This window comes from Mesorhizobium sp. Cs1299R1N1 (assembly GCF_037179655.1).
GTDB classification, from domain to species: domain Bacteria; phylum Pseudomonadota; class Alphaproteobacteria; order Rhizobiales; family Rhizobiaceae; genus Mesorhizobium; species Mesorhizobium salmacidum.
In genome coordinates, this window is sequence record NZ_JAPYKR010000006.1 from 1 (window position 1) to 16,469 (window position 16,469).

Annotated in this window: 17 protein-coding genes, 1 tRNA gene and 1 pseudogene; 8 read left to right on the forward strand and 11 right to left on the reverse strand. The window is 60.2% G+C overall.

Translation table 11 applies throughout. The annotated features are described in order from the left end of the window. From O7A70_RS14200 to O7A70_RS14215, 4 genes and pseudogenes are all read right to left on the reverse strand, one after another. Positions 1–119: pseudogene (locus O7A70_RS14200) on the reverse strand (exodeoxyribonuclease III); the annotation flags it as partial. A 291-nt stretch (positions 120–410) separates the two neighbouring features. Next, a complete protein-coding gene (locus O7A70_RS14205; protein WP_337140889.1) occupies positions 411–656 on the reverse strand; it encodes a hypothetical protein in 246 nt (81 codons plus the stop codon). Then, positions 653–988: a hypothetical protein gene (locus O7A70_RS14210; protein ID WP_051442776.1), complete on the reverse strand. Its 336-nt coding sequence runs from the start codon at positions 986–988 to the stop codon at positions 653–655. Before O7A70_RS14210 ends, O7A70_RS14205 begins: the two co-directional genes overlap by 4 nt. 308 nt (positions 989–1,296) lie before the next feature. After that, complete coding sequence (locus tag O7A70_RS14215) at positions 1,297–1,683, reverse strand: c-type cytochrome (protein WP_337104738.1); 387 nt, start codon at positions 1,681–1,683, stop codon at positions 1,297–1,299. 326 nt (positions 1,684–2,009) lie between these two features. Here O7A70_RS14215 and O7A70_RS14220 point away from each other — a divergent pair, with 326 nt between their 5' ends. Further along, a complete protein-coding gene (locus O7A70_RS14220; RefSeq protein ID WP_337140890.1) occupies positions 2,010–2,858 on the forward strand; it encodes a DUF2189 domain-containing protein in 849 nt (282 codons plus the stop codon). Positions 2,859–2,990: 132 nt separating this feature from the next. On the opposite strand, the gene O7A70_RS14225 is transcribed toward O7A70_RS14220, so the two are convergent. From O7A70_RS14225 to coxB, 6 genes are all read right to left on the reverse strand, one after another. Continuing rightward, a complete protein-coding gene (locus O7A70_RS14225; RefSeq protein WP_337140891.1) occupies positions 2,991–3,461 on the reverse strand; it encodes an aminoacyl-tRNA deacylase in 471 nt (156 codons plus the stop codon). 104 nt (positions 3,462–3,565) lie between these two features. After that, positions 3,566–3,949: a cytochrome C oxidase subunit IV family protein gene (locus O7A70_RS14230; protein ID WP_140508216.1), complete on the reverse strand. Its 384-nt coding sequence runs from the start codon at positions 3,947–3,949 to the stop codon at positions 3,566–3,568. Between the two features lie 9 nt (positions 3,950–3,958). Further along, on the reverse strand, positions 3,959–4,681 hold the full coding sequence (locus O7A70_RS14235; protein WP_027145445.1) for a heme-copper oxidase subunit III family protein: 723 nt from the start codon (positions 4,679–4,681) through the stop codon (positions 3,959–3,961). Between the two features lie 39 nt (positions 4,682–4,720). Next, positions 4,721–5,425 carry a cytochrome c oxidase subunit 3 gene (locus tag O7A70_RS14240; RefSeq protein ID WP_337140893.1) on the reverse strand — a complete coding sequence of 235 codons (705 nt, stop codon included), beginning with the start codon at positions 5,423–5,425 and terminating at the stop codon, positions 4,721–4,723. Next, positions 5,422–7,197 (reverse strand): cbb3-type cytochrome c oxidase subunit I, encoded by a 1,776-nt coding sequence (locus tag O7A70_RS14245; RefSeq protein WP_337140894.1) that lies wholly within the window; start codon positions 7,195–7,197, stop codon positions 5,422–5,424. The genes O7A70_RS14240 and O7A70_RS14245 overlap by 4 nt, the downstream gene beginning before the upstream one ends. Positions 7,198–7,251: 54 nt before the next feature. Beyond that, positions 7,252–8,097, reverse strand: coding sequence for a cytochrome c oxidase subunit II (gene coxB / locus O7A70_RS14250; RefSeq protein WP_337140895.1), 846 nt, complete (start codon positions 8,095–8,097; stop codon positions 7,252–7,254). 445 nt (positions 8,098–8,542) lie between these two features. Here coxB and O7A70_RS14255 point away from each other — a divergent pair. The 7 genes from O7A70_RS14255 (at position 8,543) to O7A70_RS14285 (ending at position 15,622) form a co-directional block, all read left to right on the forward strand. Beyond that, a tRNA-Arg gene (locus tag O7A70_RS14255) sits at positions 8,543–8,619 on the forward strand. Between the two features lie 580 nt (positions 8,620–9,199). Then, positions 9,200–10,315, forward strand: a complete 1,116-nt coding sequence (locus O7A70_RS14260; protein ID WP_337140897.1) for a Fic family protein — start codon at positions 9,200–9,202, stop codon at positions 10,313–10,315. Then, positions 10,299–11,573: a hypothetical protein gene (locus O7A70_RS14265; protein WP_337140899.1), complete on the forward strand. Its 1,275-nt coding sequence runs from the start codon at positions 10,299–10,301 to the stop codon at positions 11,571–11,573. Before O7A70_RS14260 ends, O7A70_RS14265 begins: the two co-directional genes overlap by 17 nt. A 29-nt stretch (positions 11,574–11,602) precedes the next feature. Next, on the forward strand, positions 11,603–13,681 hold the full coding sequence (locus tag O7A70_RS14270; RefSeq protein ID WP_337140900.1) for a nuclease-related domain-containing protein: 2,079 nt from the start codon (positions 11,603–11,605) through the stop codon (positions 13,679–13,681). A 221-nt stretch (positions 13,682–13,902) separates the two neighbouring features. Beyond that, complete coding sequence (locus O7A70_RS14275) at positions 13,903–14,664, forward strand: SDR family oxidoreductase (protein WP_337140901.1); 762 nt, start codon at positions 13,903–13,905, stop codon at positions 14,662–14,664. 158 nt (positions 14,665–14,822) lie between these two features. Beyond that, positions 14,823–15,134, forward strand: coding sequence for an ArsR/SmtB family transcription factor (locus O7A70_RS14280; RefSeq protein WP_337140902.1), 312 nt, complete (start codon positions 14,823–14,825; stop codon positions 15,132–15,134). Positions 15,135–15,136: 2 nt separating this feature from the next. Next, positions 15,137–15,622, forward strand: a complete 486-nt coding sequence (locus O7A70_RS14285) for an SRPBCC family protein (RefSeq protein WP_337140903.1) — start codon at positions 15,137–15,139, stop codon at positions 15,620–15,622. A gap of 34 nt (positions 15,623–15,656) precedes the next feature. On the opposite strand, the gene O7A70_RS14290 is transcribed toward O7A70_RS14285, so the two are convergent. Beyond that, entirely contained in the window at positions 15,657–16,457 is an 801-nt protein-coding gene (locus O7A70_RS14290; protein WP_337140904.1) for a class I SAM-dependent methyltransferase, read from the reverse strand. Positions 16,458–16,469: the final 12 nt, after the last annotated feature.

The window sequence follows — 16,469 nt, forward strand, 5'->3', positions numbered from 1 at the left end:
TCGGATGTCTTGAGCTCTTGAAGGCAGACGATGTCGTACGCGGTTTCATCCAGCCATTTGAGCAGCACGGGCAGGCGGCCGTTGACGCCGTTCACGTTGAAGGTAGCGATGCGGGTCATTTGAACTTCCGTAGGCTAGACCGCGCCTCTCAACGTCGGACGGTTCGCTACGATCCCGGTCTAAGTGCAAAATCGGGAGGTTCAACGGAACCGGATGCAGTTGTTTCTTGGCGTCTGACGATCCAATGCCCCAGAGCCAGTCAAATCGATCCAAGCTGGCGCCGTGAGCAACTCGCAAAGGGCGTCCACCGAAGCAGCCGGAGAGCCAATGGGCCGCTCCGCGACGGCCACCATGGAAAAGGCCGCCCCAACCGAATGCAGATGGAACAGCCTTCTCATGGCATGGCGGTGTTAATAGGCTTTTTTAGGCGCCGCGGTCTTCGCGGTGTGCTTCTTGTGCTTTATCGGGCACTTGTGCTTCTTGGTCGGCTTGCAAGCCTTCCGGTGCGGCTTCGCAGCCGTTGTCGCCTTGATCATCGTGGTCGTTGCGGTCGCGGCTGGAGCGGTCGTCTTGGTGGCGGCGGCGGTGCCGGGAACCGGCATCGACAAAGCCAGGGCGACAGCGAGACCGAGGGCGGAGAGAAGGGACTTCTTCATGGTTTTTTCTCCTTGCTATGCAGGTCGGTTTTCACTGCATCGGGATCGATCGGCGTCACGCCAAGCAGCTTCACGGCGTTTGCGAGCATTCGGATTCCCTGTGCCTGCTTCTTGTTGGCGCAGAACCGGTTTCCCTTTCTTTGCAGTGCCTTCGCCGCGGTGACCTGCCTTGACGCGGCATGGGTTTCGAGAGCTTCGTCAACTTGGCGGCTGAGATTGGTGCAGCGCTCGGTTCGGGTCGCCGCAACCTTTGCCTCGCCAGCTTCGACCGGACCGGTGGCGAGCGAAATGCCGAGCAACGCACTCATCAAGCTGATCGAGAACCTTTGCATCGCTTGTCGCCAATCCGAACAAGTGCCGCGGTGCGGCAGCCGATGAAACCCTCTCCAGCCAATTCTACGCCCGAACGATTTCTGGAATTTTTCTGGTTTGTTTCTGAATTGTGTCTGAGGCTGCGCGCGCTTCGTCCCGCGTAAAAACGGTACATTGGGGGGCATAGGGGAGTTGCGAACGGGTCCGCCTTGATCGCCTCGGGTGCGGCAACTTTCGCATGACTCTGGCATGAATTCGCCCCGGCTCGGCAAGCATCAACCGCCTCCGAGTCCAGGCTCAGGCATCCCAGTTCCGCCGGCGCCGCCCTCTACTGCTTGGCGGCGGCTTCCAGGTAGGCGATCACATTGGCGATGTCGGCATCGTTCGGGAGCCCGGCGAAGGGCATCTTGTTGCCGGGCACCTTTGTCTTCGGCGACTTGATGTATTCAGCGATATTGGCCTCGTCCCAGACCAGGCCGCCTGCACCCGCCTTCTTCATCGCGTCGGAATATTTGGCCTGGAAGCTCGGCAGCGAACCTGCCTTTCGGCCGATGACGCCGTGCAAGGATGGACCGATCTTGTCCTTGTCGGTCGCCGCTTCATGGCAGACCATGCATTTGGTGAAGATCTTCTTGCCGGCATCGGCATCGCCCGCTGCAAAGGCCGGAATGGTCGCGATAAATGAAATTGCAAGAAGGGCCGCGGTCAGTCTCATGGCATTCTCCTCCCTCAAATCGGCGCTGTCGGCGCCGTGGATGCTATCGCATGTCGCCCGAATGTAACCTCGGTTTTGGGACAGCGACATGCATAAGGCTAAAATTAGCGGGTTGCATGACTCCTTTTCGACGCCACGCGCTACAATGCCGCGCAGGGTAACGCATCACGCGGTATTTAGGTTGCAGACGGGACCGCCGAACGCGACAAGGCCTGGGAACAATGCTATGATCCCGGCGGTGCAGGTCGCGGTTTGGCGTGGCCAGTCACGCAGACGGCAGCACCGAAAGCCGCGACCGAACCGGGCCCGATCCTGGAGGAATGGTCATGGCAAATTTCCATGTCTACGCAGCAGGCACCGGCAGCAAGCTCGAACATCCCGCTATCCGCCGGATAGGGGTTGCGGATGTTTTTGACGCGCTTCGCCGGGGATTTGACGATTTTTGGGAAAAACCCTCGCACTACGTCTTTTTATGCCTGATCTATCCGGTTGCCGGTATCGTGCTGATTACCTGGAGCTCCGGCGGCAACGCGCTTCAGCTCGTCTATCCACTGATGACCGGCTTCGCGCTTCTGGGCCCCTTTGCCGCGCTTGGCCTCTACGAGATCAGCCGCCGGCGCGAACAGCAACTCGACGCGTCGTGGCGACATGCCTTCGACGTCCGAAAATCGCCCGCCATGCCGGCTATCGCCGCTCTCGGGGTGATGCTGGTGGTGCTGTTCATCGCCTGGCTGGTAACCGCGCGCGCTCTCTATGGTTACCTCTACGGCGACGCCGCGCCGGCATCGTTCTTCAGCTTTATCGCAGATGTGCTGACCACCCAGCGCGGCTGGACGCTGATCATTCTGGGCAACCTCATCGGCTTTCTGTTTGCCCTTGTCGTGCTCAGCACCACGGTCGTCGCCTTCCCGCTGCTGCTCGACCGCGACATCGGCGCCTACGCGGCGGTCGAAACTTCGGCGCGAGCGGTCATGACGAACCCCGTGCCGCTGCTGCTGTGGGGTCTCATTGTCGCCGTTGCGCTGGGTCTCGGCTCGCTGCCGCTGCTCGTCGGGCTGGCCGTGGTCCTGCCCGTGCTCGGCCATTCGACCTGGCACCTTTACCGCAAGCTGATCGAACCGGCGCCAGCCCCTGCTCCTGCCCCAGCCAAGGCAAAAACACGCAAAAGAAGCTGATCCGATTTGCCCAGTGCATGCGCGCAAAGGTGACGCGGCAACGACATGCACAAATAGAGGCGGCGTCGCCTTGCCGCCGATTGCTCGACGAAGGAGAGGCGCCCACCCTTTAAAGAGGCGGGCGCTTCTGGTTCACGCCGGATGGCTGAAGCGAGCGACCCGCGCATCCCTCAGCAGATTGCGGAAGTCGCCGCCCGTGACATGCACCAGCGTCTTGTGATCGCCGGCTTCGAAATAGACATCGTCTTCCGCGCCAAAGCTTTCGTCGAGAATGACCGGCACGCCATAGGCGGCGCCCAGGGGCGGCACGGCGCCAATGTCGCAGTCGCTGAACACCTCGCCGATTTCATCTTCGGAAGCGAGGCCAAGCCGTCTGTCGACCACGTCCTGCAACGTGTTGAACTCGACCCGGTGGCTGCTCGGAACCACCGCCAGCGCATAGCCCATCTCGTGATGGACCAGCACCGATTTGGCGAGTCGCCGGCCCGGAACATGCGCTGCCTGCGCCGTCTGGCTGCTGGTCGAGGTTCGGTGGTGGGCAACGGTATCGTAGGCGACGCCCTTGCCGGCAATATAGTCCTGGAGTTTCCTTGCGATCGTCATCGTAGGCGCCTTTCTGTTGTATGTGGGACGCGTCTGAGAACGTGGCAACCATTGTCCTCCCGTCATTTTTCCTGTCAACGAAGAAACGCGGTCCGGCGAGCCGTCTATGGCCCCATGCCGAATGACAGGACTCGGGTCAGCTCGGTGTAGCCGGACTCCAGAACCATGATCCACACGAACACCAGGATCAGCAGCGGCGGCACCAGGATCGCATAGGCAAGCGCCAGCCGCTCCCAGGCCATGTGCATGAACACGGCGACGATCAGCCCGGCCTTGAGCATCATGAAGGTGAGGATCAGCCCCCATCTGAGATAGCCCTGGAGGCCGAAATAGTCGATGCTGTAGGAGCCGGCGCTGAGGACGAACAGCCAGCCCCAGACGACGAGATAAAGCCTGATCGGGTGCTGCTGGCCTTCCGCGTGCCCCACCGCCTGGGCGGGAGCGGCGTGTCCATGCAGCCCGTGTTCGCGCGCTTCTGCCTGTGCCATCGCTCCACCTCACCAAAGATAGAAGAATGCGAAGATGAACACCCACACCAGGTCGACGAAGTGCCAGTAGAGCCCCATGATCTCGACGCTCTCGTACTGGCCGCGCCGGCTGGTGAAGAACCCGCGCGCGCCGGCTTCGAAGTCGCCGCGCCACACCTTGCGCGCGGTGATCAAAAGGAAGATCACTCCGATGGTGACATGGGTGCCGTGGAACCCGGTGATCATGAAGAAGGATGAACCGAATTGCACGGCGCCCCAGGGATTTCCCCAGGGCCGCACGCCCTCGGTGATGAGCTTCGTCCATTCGAACGCCTGCATGCCGACGAAGGTCGCGCCGAGCGCGGCGGTGACGAGCATCAGCACCGCCGTCTTCCTGCGATCGTGCCGGTAGCCGAAATTGACCGCCATCGCCATCGTGCCGCTCGACGAGATCAGTACGAAGGTCATGATCGCGATCAGGATCAGCGGAATGTCGCTGCCGAACAGATGCAGCGCGAAAACTTCGCTCGGGTTGGGCCAAGGCACCGTCGTCGACATGCGCGCGGTCATGTAGGACAACAGGAAGCAGCCAAAGATGAAAGTGTCGCTGAGCAGGAAGATCCACATCATCGCCTTGCCCCAGGAGACGTTCTTGAACGCCCTCTGGTCGGACGACCAGTCGGCCGCGATGCCGCGCAGGCCCGGCGGCCGCGGAGCGACCGGTGCGGCGTGTTCCAGCGTGGTCTCGGCCATGAGCATTTCCTCCTTCGGTACGGCCCGTGACGCGGCCGTCTAGGTCAAGAGCCCCCGGCAGATGTCGATCACGTTATCCGCCCAGCCCATGAGCACGCAGAAAAGCACCAGCCAGACGGCAAGCAGGATGTGCCAGTATATGGCGCAGAGCTCGGTCGACAGAACGAGGCTTCCGGACCGGGCGCCTTGCCATGCGCGCACATTGACCCGGCCGAGCGCCACCAATCCGCCGATGATATGAAGGCCGTGCATCGCGGTCAGGAGATAGAAGAAGCTGGCGGCCGGGTTCTCTGTCGCGAAATAGCCTTCGGCGGCGAAATCGCGCCAGGCGAGCAATTGCCCGGCCAGGAAAGCCACCGATGCCAGGGCGCCGGCGAGAAGGGCGAGCCGGAGATTGTCCAGTCGGGCCTTGTGCGCGGCAGACACCGCGCCTTGCAGCGCCAAGCTCGCCAACACCAGCATGGCGGTGTTGAGCCACAGCAGCTTCGGGGCTGGAGCGGCCTGCCAGTCGGCATAGTCCATGCGCATGACATAGGCGCTGATCATGAGCGCGAACAGCGCACCGACCACGGCAAGGAACACGCCGAGCCCGATCTTGGCCGGATGCATGAGCGACGCTTCCGTGTCGGGAAACGCCGTCACCGGCCCGACCTCGAGCCACGGCTTGGACATCAGCCGCTGGCGCGACAGCCACCAGCCGACAACGCCGGTTACAGCGGCCAGGAGGATCAGGATCACGATCATGCGGGACCGCCTTGCGTCAATGGGCGCGGATCGTTCTGTGCAATAAAGTCTTCCGGCGCGCCGGGCACGCTATAGTCATAGGCCCAGCGGTAGACCACCGGCAGCTCCTTGCCGAAATTGCCGTGCGGCGGCGGCGTGCCGGCCGTCTGCCACTCGAGCGTCGTCGCCCGCCACGGATTGTCGCCTGCCGGCCGCCCGTGGCGAATGCTCCACAGCAGGTTGAACAGGAATACCATCTGGGCGAAGCCGACGACCAGCGCGGCCACGGTGATGAACGCGTTCAGCGTATGCACCGAAGGCGGGACGAAGGCCGTATCGCCGAGTTCGGGATAGCGGCGCGGCACGCCGACCAGCCCGACATAGTGCATCGGGAAGAAGATCAGGTAGGTACCGATGAAGGTCACCCAGAAGTGGAAGCGGCCCATCGCCTCGTTGAGCAGCCGGCCGGTGATCTTGGGGTACCAATGATAGATCGCACCGAATACCACCATGATGGGCGCCACGCCCATCACCATGTGAAAATGCGCGACGACGAACATCGTATCCGACAGCGGCACGTCGACCACCACATTGCCGAGGAACAGCCCGGTCAGCCCGCCATTGACGAAGGTGACGATGAAAGAGAGCGCAAACAGCATCGGGATGGTCAGGTGGATGTCGCCGCGCCACAATGTCAGCACCCAATTGTAGACCTTGATGGCGGTGGGAATGGCGATGATCAGCGTGGTGGTGGCGAAGAAGAAGCCGAAATAGGGATGCATGCCCGAGACATACATGTGGTGCGCCCAGACGACGAAGGAGAGCGCGCCGATGCTGACGATCGCCCACACCATCATGCGATAGCCGAAGATGTTCTTGCGCGCATGCGTGCTAATGAGGTCGGAGACGATGCCGAAGGCGGGCAGCGCCACGATGTAGACTTCAGGATGGCCGAAGAACCAGAACAGGTGCTGGAACATGATCGGGCTGCCGCCATCGTGCGGCAGCGGGTTGGCGCCCATTTCCACGATCGCCGGCATGAAGAAACTCGAGCCGATCGCGCGGTCGAACAGCATCATGACGCAGGCGACGAAGAGCGCCGGGAAGGCCAGCAGCGCCATGACCGTGGCGGTGAAAATACCCCAGACGGTCAGCGGCAGGCGCATCAGCGTCATGCCGCGCGTGCGACCCTGAAGCACGGTCACCACATAGTTGAGGCCGCCCATGGTGAAACCGATGATGAACAGGATCAGCGACACGAGCATCAGGATGATGCCCCAATCCTGTCCGCCGGGCGTGCCCGAGGTAATGGCCTGCGGCGGATAGAGCGTCCAACCGGCGCCTGTCGGTCCGCCCGGCGCGAAGAAGCTGCCGACGAGCACCAGAACGGCAAGCAGATAGATCCAGTAGCTCAGCATGTTGACATAGGGAAACACCATGTCGCGTGCGCCGACCATCAACGGAATGAGGTAATTGCCGAAGCCGCCAAGGAACAGCGCGGTCAGGAGGTAGATCACCATGATCATGCCGTGCATGGTCATGAATTGATAATACATGTCCGGCGAGATGGAGGCGAAAGTGTCGGGAAAACCAAGCTTCAGGCGCATCAGCCAGGACAGCACCAGCGCGACGAGCCCGATGGACAGCGCGGTGCCTGCATATTGGATGGCGATGACCTTGGCGTCTTGTGAAAAGACGTATCTCGTCCACCAGCTGTGCGGGTGATAGAGTTCCACCTCCGCCACTTCCGCGGCCGGAATGAAGTCTGCTCCATGAGGCGTGACGTCAACCATCCCTGAACCTCTCCGCTCTTTCCGGTCCTCCTTGGGGCCGGTTTCATCAATGCCTTACTCCGCCTTCGCCTGTGCCGTCGCCGGTGCGGCAAGCACGCCCACCTTGGCGGGTGCCGACATCTGGGCGAAGGTCGACTGCTGCTGCAGCCAGGCCAGATAATCCTCTTGGGTGTCGACCTTCACGACGCCACGCATGAAGGCGTGACCGACGCCGCAAAGCTCGGCGCAAAGAACTTCGAAACTCCCTGTCTTGGTGGGGGTGAACCAGAAATAGGTGACGGTGCCCGGAACCATGTCCATCTTGGCGCGGAACTCCGGCACGTAAAAATCGTGCAGCACGTCGATCGAGCGCAGCAACACCTTGACCGGCTTGCCGATCGGCAGATGCAGATCGGTCGCCACGACGACGACATCGTCCTGACCGTTCGGGTCCTGTGGGTTGATGCCAAGCGGGTTCTCGGAACCGATGAGCCGGGCGTTCGAGGTGCCAAGCTTGCCGTCCGCGCCAGGCAGGCGGAAGCTCCATTGCCATTGCTGCGCAACGACCTCGATCTCGGTCGCGTCCTTGGGAACGGTGACGAACTGGCTCCACACGAACAGCCCAGGCGCCAGCAATGCCGCGACGCCGACAGCGGTGACCACGGTCAGCCAGGATTCGAGCTTCCTGCTTTCGGGCTCGTAGTGCGCCTTCTGCCCTTCCTTGTGCCGGAAGCGGTACACGCAATATGCCATGAACAGCACGACAGCGGAGAAGACCGTCCCGGTGATCCAGAACGTGATGACGAGAGTGCTGTCGATATAGCCCCAGTTGGAGGCTATCGGCGTCCACCACCAAGGGCTCAGCACATGGAACAGCACCGAGCCGACGACAATCAGAACGAGTACGAGCACAACGGCCATCCTCGGTTCCTCCCGGCGTTCCGAGGGAGTCTATCCCGCAGGAAGGCCGCGCTCATTATGCGCGACTTACTTCGGAAATACTAGGGGAGGTGGCTGGCGGGAGGAACGTCAACCTTCGCAGGGGCGACGCGCGCGCGGCGGACGGTGAAGAGCGAGGCGGGGCAGTGAGGGACAGCGCGGATTGACCGCAAGAAGCGGGCCGCGGCGCACGCGGAAAGGCTCGGGTTCCTCGCCTTCCGAAGGACGGGCGACACCCGTGGCTCGCCGGCAGGTGGCACGGCGAAGCGGACACGGAGAGGCGAGCGCCATACGCGACAAGGTCCTCGCCTTACGAGGGGAATCTCCAATCCTCAATTGCCCGTTGAAGCCCGCGCCCGCTTCCGCTAAGAAGCCGTGACTTGCCGGTTCACCGGCTGGTTCGTTTTCCGGACTTTTCGTCCTGAAAGCACCCGTAGCTCAGCTGGATAGAGCGCTGCCCTCCGAAGGCAGAGGTCACAGGTTCGAATCCTGTCGGGTGCGCCACTTTTATACTGTGAAAACAGTAGGTTAACAAGCCCTTTTTCCCGCGACAAGAGTCGGGAAATATGTTGCGGAAGCACCCTGGAAGCAATCGGACCTGCGTTCGGGGTGCCCTAAGACCGATCACTGTCGAGTCATAAGACCGTTCCCCGTCGGCCGGTTCAGCTTGGGGCTCAGGCGTTCTGGGCCATCGTGTATCTCGGTGTTCTGGTCACAGTGGCGGGCCTGGCTGCTGTGGCTTTATGTCCTGCGGGCGTACCTGCCCGCGTTGCCGCCAGCGTCCAGTATCTTCAGCCTGTATTCGGCATCGCCGCCGCGTCTTTCCGTTCGGCGACCGGCTCGGCCTGATTTTCGTGCTCAACGGGTTCGGGTGACAGTCTTTCGGAGCAGGGGGCGGCTGGAGAAGGACGGTACTGCGCGATACTAGCTTGAGCTCGATTCACGAGAGCCCGGCCGGCTTTGGCGAATGCCCCCAGATATTGGTATTTACGGCCATCTATTGGGTGCCGGCTGAGGCATAGATAAGATTGCTATAGCTCACCTTTTTCGCTATCATGAGTTATAGAAAGGCGCTCTATAGCTCATGGCATGGAATTGGGAGCAGGCCGACTGGCCGCATTTTACCTACGACAAGATGGCATTGGACCCGCTGGAAAGCGAGTTCCTATTGCGGTCGGGCGAGTTCCTCGGCGTCTTTCGTCACGTCGGTTCCGAGGATCGCGATCAGATCCGCATCGAGCTTATCAGCGAAGAGGCCTTGAAGACATCCGCTATCGAAGGGGAATACCTCAACCGCGAGAGCCTGCAATCGTCCTTACGCCAGCAACTTGGGCTTGGAGGTGAAAACAGACGCATTCCTCCAGCGGAGCGAGGCGTCTCCGAAATGATGGCCGACGTGTACTTTCATTTTGCGGAGCCGCTTTCGCATCGCACCCTCTACGCTTGGCACAAGATGGTGATGTCCGGTGAACGGAGGATCGAGACTATCGGCAAGTATCGCCAGCATGCCGATGCTATGCAGATCGTCTCCAATCGGCTGGACAAGCCCAAAGTACATTTCGAGGCGCCGCCTTCATCGCGCGTGAAGGCCGAAATGGACACCTTCACCATCTGGTTCAACGGTACCGCGCCCAAGAGCAAGTCTCCGCTTCCCGCGTTGACGCGCGCCGGTATAGCGCACCTTCATTTCGAGAGCATCCATCCATTCGAAGACGGCAATGGCCGCATAGGGCGCGCCCTTTGCGAAAAGGCGCTGGCGCAAAATCTGGGCGAGCCGAGCCTCATCGCTCTGGCCTATACGATCGAACGTCATCGCAAGGCCTACTACGATAGCCTGGAAGCCAGCAACAACAGCAACGCGATTACCGACTGGCTACTGTACTTCGCCAATACGATCCTCGAAGCGCAGCGTGTAACGCTTGCTCGTGTCGAATTCTCCGTCGCCAAGGCCAAATTCTATGGGCGCCATCGGGGTCAGTTCAACGAGCGCCAAGAAAAAGTCATCGCTCGAATGTTCCGCGAAGGTATCGACGGTTTCAAGGGTGGTCTCAGCGCCGAGAATTACATCGCCATCACCCAGGCGTCGCGCGCTACGGCGACGAGGGACCTGCAGGATCTGGTTGCCAAGGGTGCGCTGACAAGAACTGGTGAACTCCGACACACACGCTACACGCTGAATATTCGTGACGATCGTGCGTAAATCCCATCAGCGAACGAAGGGACAGGCCGTTAAAGAGCCGGGTTGTCTCAATATCGGTGAGTGGCGGGCAGCTACCCGGCAGGAGGTCGTGGAATGGGTTACCCGCGACCGGAAGCGTAAGAAAAGAGATGGCGGTGCCATTCTTGCGGTCAGGTCACGGCTCAAGCCGGTAGACATCTATTGTTATCTGAAAGCTCGCTTTGGCGAACCGAATGGTTTTCAAAACTTCCTGCGCAAGGACGACAGCGATAACTGGATACACTGGGACTACAGCCTCAAGGCCGGCGGGACCGACGTGTATATCTGCGGCATGTCGCGAGAGATTCATATCATGGTCGGCGAGGCGCTCACGCACCAGCAGTGGCGGAACCTGATTGTCGGTATCAGAACGGATTATGCGAGGATCGGTCCGCAGAAATCTGCCATACTACAGAGCCTGGAAAAATTCGTCGTCTTCCAGAACAAGTTTGTCAGTATCGCAGGCCTGTGCGCCGACTTGCACGCAGCTATTATCGATGCTCCAGCAAAGACGGCTTTTCCGAAAAGATCGCCGGCTGCCAAATCGCGGCTGAAAACTTTGGAAAAAGCCATGCAAGGCGAATCCGCACGCGCAAACGATCTCTTCGGCAACTGTCTAAAGCTTCACCTTCTAATGCCGGTTATGGCCGAGGCCTTCATCAATATGGTGATCCTCATGTTCACGCGCGATGAAATCCGAAATGCCCCGGAGGCCTATCAGGCCTTTATCCGGGCCAAGATTCCCGACCGCCTCGCGCTGCTCAGCCAGCATTGCGATGGCTTTGCACGCGATATCGACAAAAGCACCAACGCCTATGCGCGTTTCATGCGCGTCATCGACAAGAGAAATTTCGCATTGCACGGTAATGTCGATCCTATCCGCGAGCAGATCGAGGTGGTCTATTTCGACGGCAGACGCCCGCTCTTCAATACGCCGGGAAATCATGTCGAAAGGTTCTTCGAGCATCTCGAAGCGATTCATCGGCCCGAAGAGCTCGTGTCCGACTACGAGGCCGTTCACTCATTTCTGTGGGAGATTACGGAATGCCTGAAGCCTCGCACGCAGGCATTCTTCAACCAGGTCATTGGGGATGCATATCCCGGGTTCGAAGTCCATAAGAAACGGGCTACCCGCATCCTGCCCGACCGTGTGATGATGGGTATGTTGCCAGATATGCTCTACGACGACGAGCTCGATGTTAAGTGGTGCGCGAGGAGAGTCGATTCTTTGGCCCGATAGCTCTAGCCCGACATAAGAATAAGCGCAACATGACAAACATGGAATTGGAGAACCCAGAGCGACCAAAGGCGCGTTCTCACGAAAATATATTCGACGACTTGCGTGTTCTCGCGCAGAGCGCCGGGGCCTTGCATGATATTTCTGCCATCATGTATCGCGATTGGATCGTTGCTATTGATTTGCGAGAAGGTAAGGTCGCCGACGATCCAGAAAAGCGCTGGTCTACCACAAAGCTAAACAGCAATGAGTTCATGTTCTTGCTCGGGCTGATGGTTCAGTCCGCGTCGGGTTGCACTTACTCCATCGTCGATCCTGAGAGCGATTTTGCAGACAAAGCTGACAGACTTCTCACGGAATTCCACGACCGGCTCACACTGGATTCGATGCCGGAATTCAGTGATCCTGGAAAGATCGAAAGGGCTCTCGGTGCCGCTGCACGAGAAGCCATTTACTACGGTGCTGACACCTTCTTTCTCCATCAGCTGGAGCGTTTTGCCCGAGATCGGTATCGCGATGATTTTGAATGGTTGATCCGCAATGCTGGGCTCTCAGCACGTCCAATGATCGAAATCGCACGGTTCATCATGGAGTATACATCGCGGCAGATGTCAGCGATCAACGCGATGAAAGAGGATGGAACTGTTCCGACCAAGGCAGACTTAACGGACAGCCTCTTGATCGCCAAAGCCGAATTGATCAAGAAATTCGGTGCCAGCAAGGCGAAGGCCTTTATCGCCAAGTTCGCAACCCCTGCCACAAACACCAATGCGAACTTCACGTCTGCGTTTGTTGTGAATCAAGCCAATCTTGCACCGCTGATCGATATTGGGGAGCATCTCTATGCACCAAACGCATACAGGCTGGCTGAGAGCGTCTACGAGAGCCCTACCTATTGGATGATAGCCGATAAGACATATGTCGACATGGCAGCCAAGCATCGGGGTGCCTTTCTGGAGAAAGCAGCTGCTGACCTCTTTCGATCGGTATTCGGCGCGGCGAATGTGTATGAGAACGTCACGATCCAGCCAAGCAAACAGAAGACCGCCGGCGAGGCCGACGCGCTCATAGTTTACGGCGAGTTCGTGATCGTCGTGCAAGCGAAATCCAAGCGTGTAACGTTAACGGCCAGAGCGGGTGATGAAGAGGCATTGACCAAGGATTTCGAAGGCGCCATTCAAGCTCCATACCGCCAAGCCTACGAGTTTGCCGAGCTAATCCAGGCCGGAGCGGAATGCAAAACGAAAGACGGCAAAGCACTGACGTTCCCGCCAACGGTGCGGGCGTTCCCTGCCGTCATACTGAGCGACGCTTTTCCTGCCGCGACGTTTCTTTCAAACATTATGCTGAAGCGAAGCGACAGGATCGCGCCTATCATTTGGGACCTAGGCGTTCTCGATTGCGTGGCGCGCATGCTGCCAACGCCCATCGAGTTTCTTTACTACCTTAAGTGCCGCTCGGACGTGTTCGATAAGATGCATTCGGATAGTGAATATAATTTTCTCGGCTATCATTTGAAATACAAACTGGCGATGGATCCTCAATATGACTCCATGAATCTTGAAAAGGATTTCGCCGAAATCGTCGAGGACTTTATGATGCCGCAGGATGTCGGGGTGAAGACGGTTCGCCCAGTTAGCATCCTTGAGCAGTTGGACATTCCAGTTATCTCCGAAATGTTTAAGAGCCTGAAGACGGCACCTCCCGAACTGGCATCGGTAGTCATCGACCTCTACGATTTTTCCTATGGCTCGCTGACGGATTTATCTAGGACCGTGCTGGCAATCCGAGAAGAAGTTGCGGCGGGTAAGGAGATAAAATCGTTCTCAATTTTAACAGAAACGGGCGGCCTTACCTATTTGGTTTGCAGGACTCTGAACGACAAAATATGGCTGGCCGCTGAGGCAATCGGCCAAAAACACAAGTACGATTCGAAGCGCGATCGATGGTACGTCATCGTGGACGACATAAGTACATCAGCACCTATCGATGCTGCCTTGCCGCTGGTCGAGAAGTGGCGTGAGAATGCTGATCTAGCCGAAAATTCCCGCAAGGTAGATGAATTATTCAAGACCAAATGGCAGCCACGTGCGGTTCCGCCTAGACATTAGGATGGGCTGGGATTGTTATGAATTGGCACTCATTTTGGGGACAATTTTTCTTTCCGTTTTGAACCGGCGCGCCTTACGCTGAGCCATGAATTTCCTGGATAAGCAGATCGCTCCGCCAAAGTCTTGGGATAAGTTTGAAGACCTAACTCGAGCGCCGTTTGCTGCCATATGGAAAGATTCGTTTGCGCAGAAGAACGGCCGAACGGGTTTTGGAGCCTAACTTGGCCACAACCACCACCACCAGCCGCGTCCTCATCACCGGCGCCGGCGCTCTTGACGGGATCGGCTTTGCCATTGCTCGCCAGTTTGGCCAGGCCGGGCATACGGTTTTCCTCACCGGCGCCAGTGCGCGGGTGCTGGGGCGCGCTGGCGAGCTTCGGGGCGAGGGCATCGATGCCACGGCCGCGATCGCCGATCTCACCATTGCGGCGGAGGTGGAGCGGCTGCGGGCCGAGGTCGGCGCTGTCGATATCCTGGTCAACAATGCCGGCATGGGATCGCTGGCCTTGCCGTCCGTCGACAAGACGATCCTGACGATGAGCGAGGCCGAGTGGGATCAGGGCATCGAGACCAGCCTGAAGACCGCGTTTCTCGTCACCAGGGCGTTTCTGCCGGCGATGGTCGAAGCGGGCTATGGGCGCATCGTCAATGTCGCATCGGTGACCGGGCCGCTGGTCTCCTACCAGGGCACCGCCGCCTATTCCGCGGCGAAGGCCGGGATGGTCGGCCTGACCCGTACATTGGCGCTGGAAGTGGCGCGCCACGGCGTCACCGCCAATGCCGTGGCGCCTGGCTGGATCGAGACAGGCGCGTCGAGCGAGGCGGAGCGGGTAGCGGGCCTGCATGCACCGCCGGGCCGCGCCGGCCGGCCCGATGAGGTCGCGGCGGCGGTCGTGTTCCTGGCCTCCGAGAGCGCCAGCTATATCAACGGCGCCTTGCTGGTGGTCGACGGCGGCAACAGCCTTGAAGAACGCAAGGGATAGCCGCGCGGCCAGCCCTATGCCCGGGTGGACTTCAAGCTTCGTAGTTCCTTCCACCCCGACTGAACCGAGATCTCTCTCGGGAGTCAATTTCCGCGCTGCCAAACAGGGCCCGCCACGCGCCGCTTGACTCAATCATCAGTCTGCACTAATCATAAGTCATGACTGTTGATAGCGCACAGCTTGCCGCCCTGGGGGATCCGACCCGAAGGCAGATTTTCGAGCTGATCGCGGAGCGGCCGCGCTCGGTGGCGGAGGTCACGCGGCAGGTCAGCGTGTCGCAGTCCGCGGTGTCGCAGCATCTCAAGGTGCTTCGGGATTCGCGGCTGGTGCGCGCGGAGCCGAAGGGCGCCAGCAACGTCTACCACATCGATCCGCACGGGCTTGGCCAGATGCGCGCCTGGCTCGACCGGTTCTGGAGCAAGACGCTCGCGGCCTACAAGCTGGCCGTCGAGGCCCCACCAGAGGAGTGACCATGAACACCCAGATCCCCATCGCGTCGGTAAAACAATCCGTGGTGGTCGAGGCGCCGATCGAGCGCGCCTTCAAGGTTTTCACCGAGGATTTCGGCAGTTTCAAACCACCGGAGCACAATCTGCTTGCAGCCCAGATCGCCGAGACGGTGTTCGAGCCCCGGGTCGGCGGCCATGTCTATGACCGCGGCGTCGATGGCAGCGAGTGCCGCTGGGCACGCGTACTGGCCTATGAGCCGCCCAACCGCGTGCTCCTGAGCTGGGACATCAGCCCGCAATGGCGCATCGAGACCGACCCGGCCAAGACCAGCGAGTGGGAGGTGCGGTTCACCGCCGAAACGGCTGAGCGCACCCACGTCGAGATCGAGCACCGCAACCTTGAGCGCCATGGCCAGGGCTGGGAAGGCGTCCGCGACGGCGTCGCCGGCGATCAGGGCTGGCCGCTCTACCTGCAGCGCTATGCCGAGCTGGTCGCTCGGCAGGCCTGATAGCGGCTTTGTAGGCGCTTCGCCGCATGGGCGGTCAGGGCACCACGCCCCTGCACGCCCAGGCCACATTGGCGAACGACCTCGGCCCGTCCGGTCGCCCGGACTGATAGGCATCGCGGACGGCAGCCTCGGTGCGCACCCGCTCGGCTGCCTCCAGCGTGGTCATGTATTTGCCGAGCGGGCCCTCGCCGGCCGATATCGGCGCCCAATAGTCGGCGAAGTCCTGGTAATCCATGCGGATCATCAGCTCGGTTTCGGTCACGTCGGCCAGCCCCTGTTCGACGAAGGTCCGCTTCATTTCGCCGGGCTGCATCATCGGCTGGAAGCAATAGCGGCTGCGCAGCTGGCGGCCGCCTTCGCTGAGCGCCGCCACCGTGTCGATCATCATGCGCATGCCCGCCATGCCGCCGAGATGGTCCCACACCACGGCCGCGATCACGCCGCCCGGCCGCGTTACCCGGCGCATTTCGGCAACCGCCTTGCCGGCTTCCGGCACGAAGTGAAGCACCAGCAGCGCCAGCGCGCGGTCGAACGCATTGTCGGCGAACGGCAAGGCGGTGGCGTCCGCCTGCTTGATTTCGATGCGCGGATCGGTGTTGCGCCGCTTTGCCGCCTCGACGAAAACAGGCGAAAAGTCGATTGCCGTGATCGCCGCGAGCTCGGCGGATTTCGCCAGCTCGAAGGTCAGGCTGCCGGTGCCGCAGCCGACGTCAAGGATCTGTTCGCCGGGGGCAAGCCCGGCGAAGCCGATGAAGCCGGGCGCGAGCTTTCGGCTCCATCGGCCCATTAGCTGCTCATAGCCGGATGCGTCATGAACGGTGAAAGTCGATGTCATATGCCCCTCTCC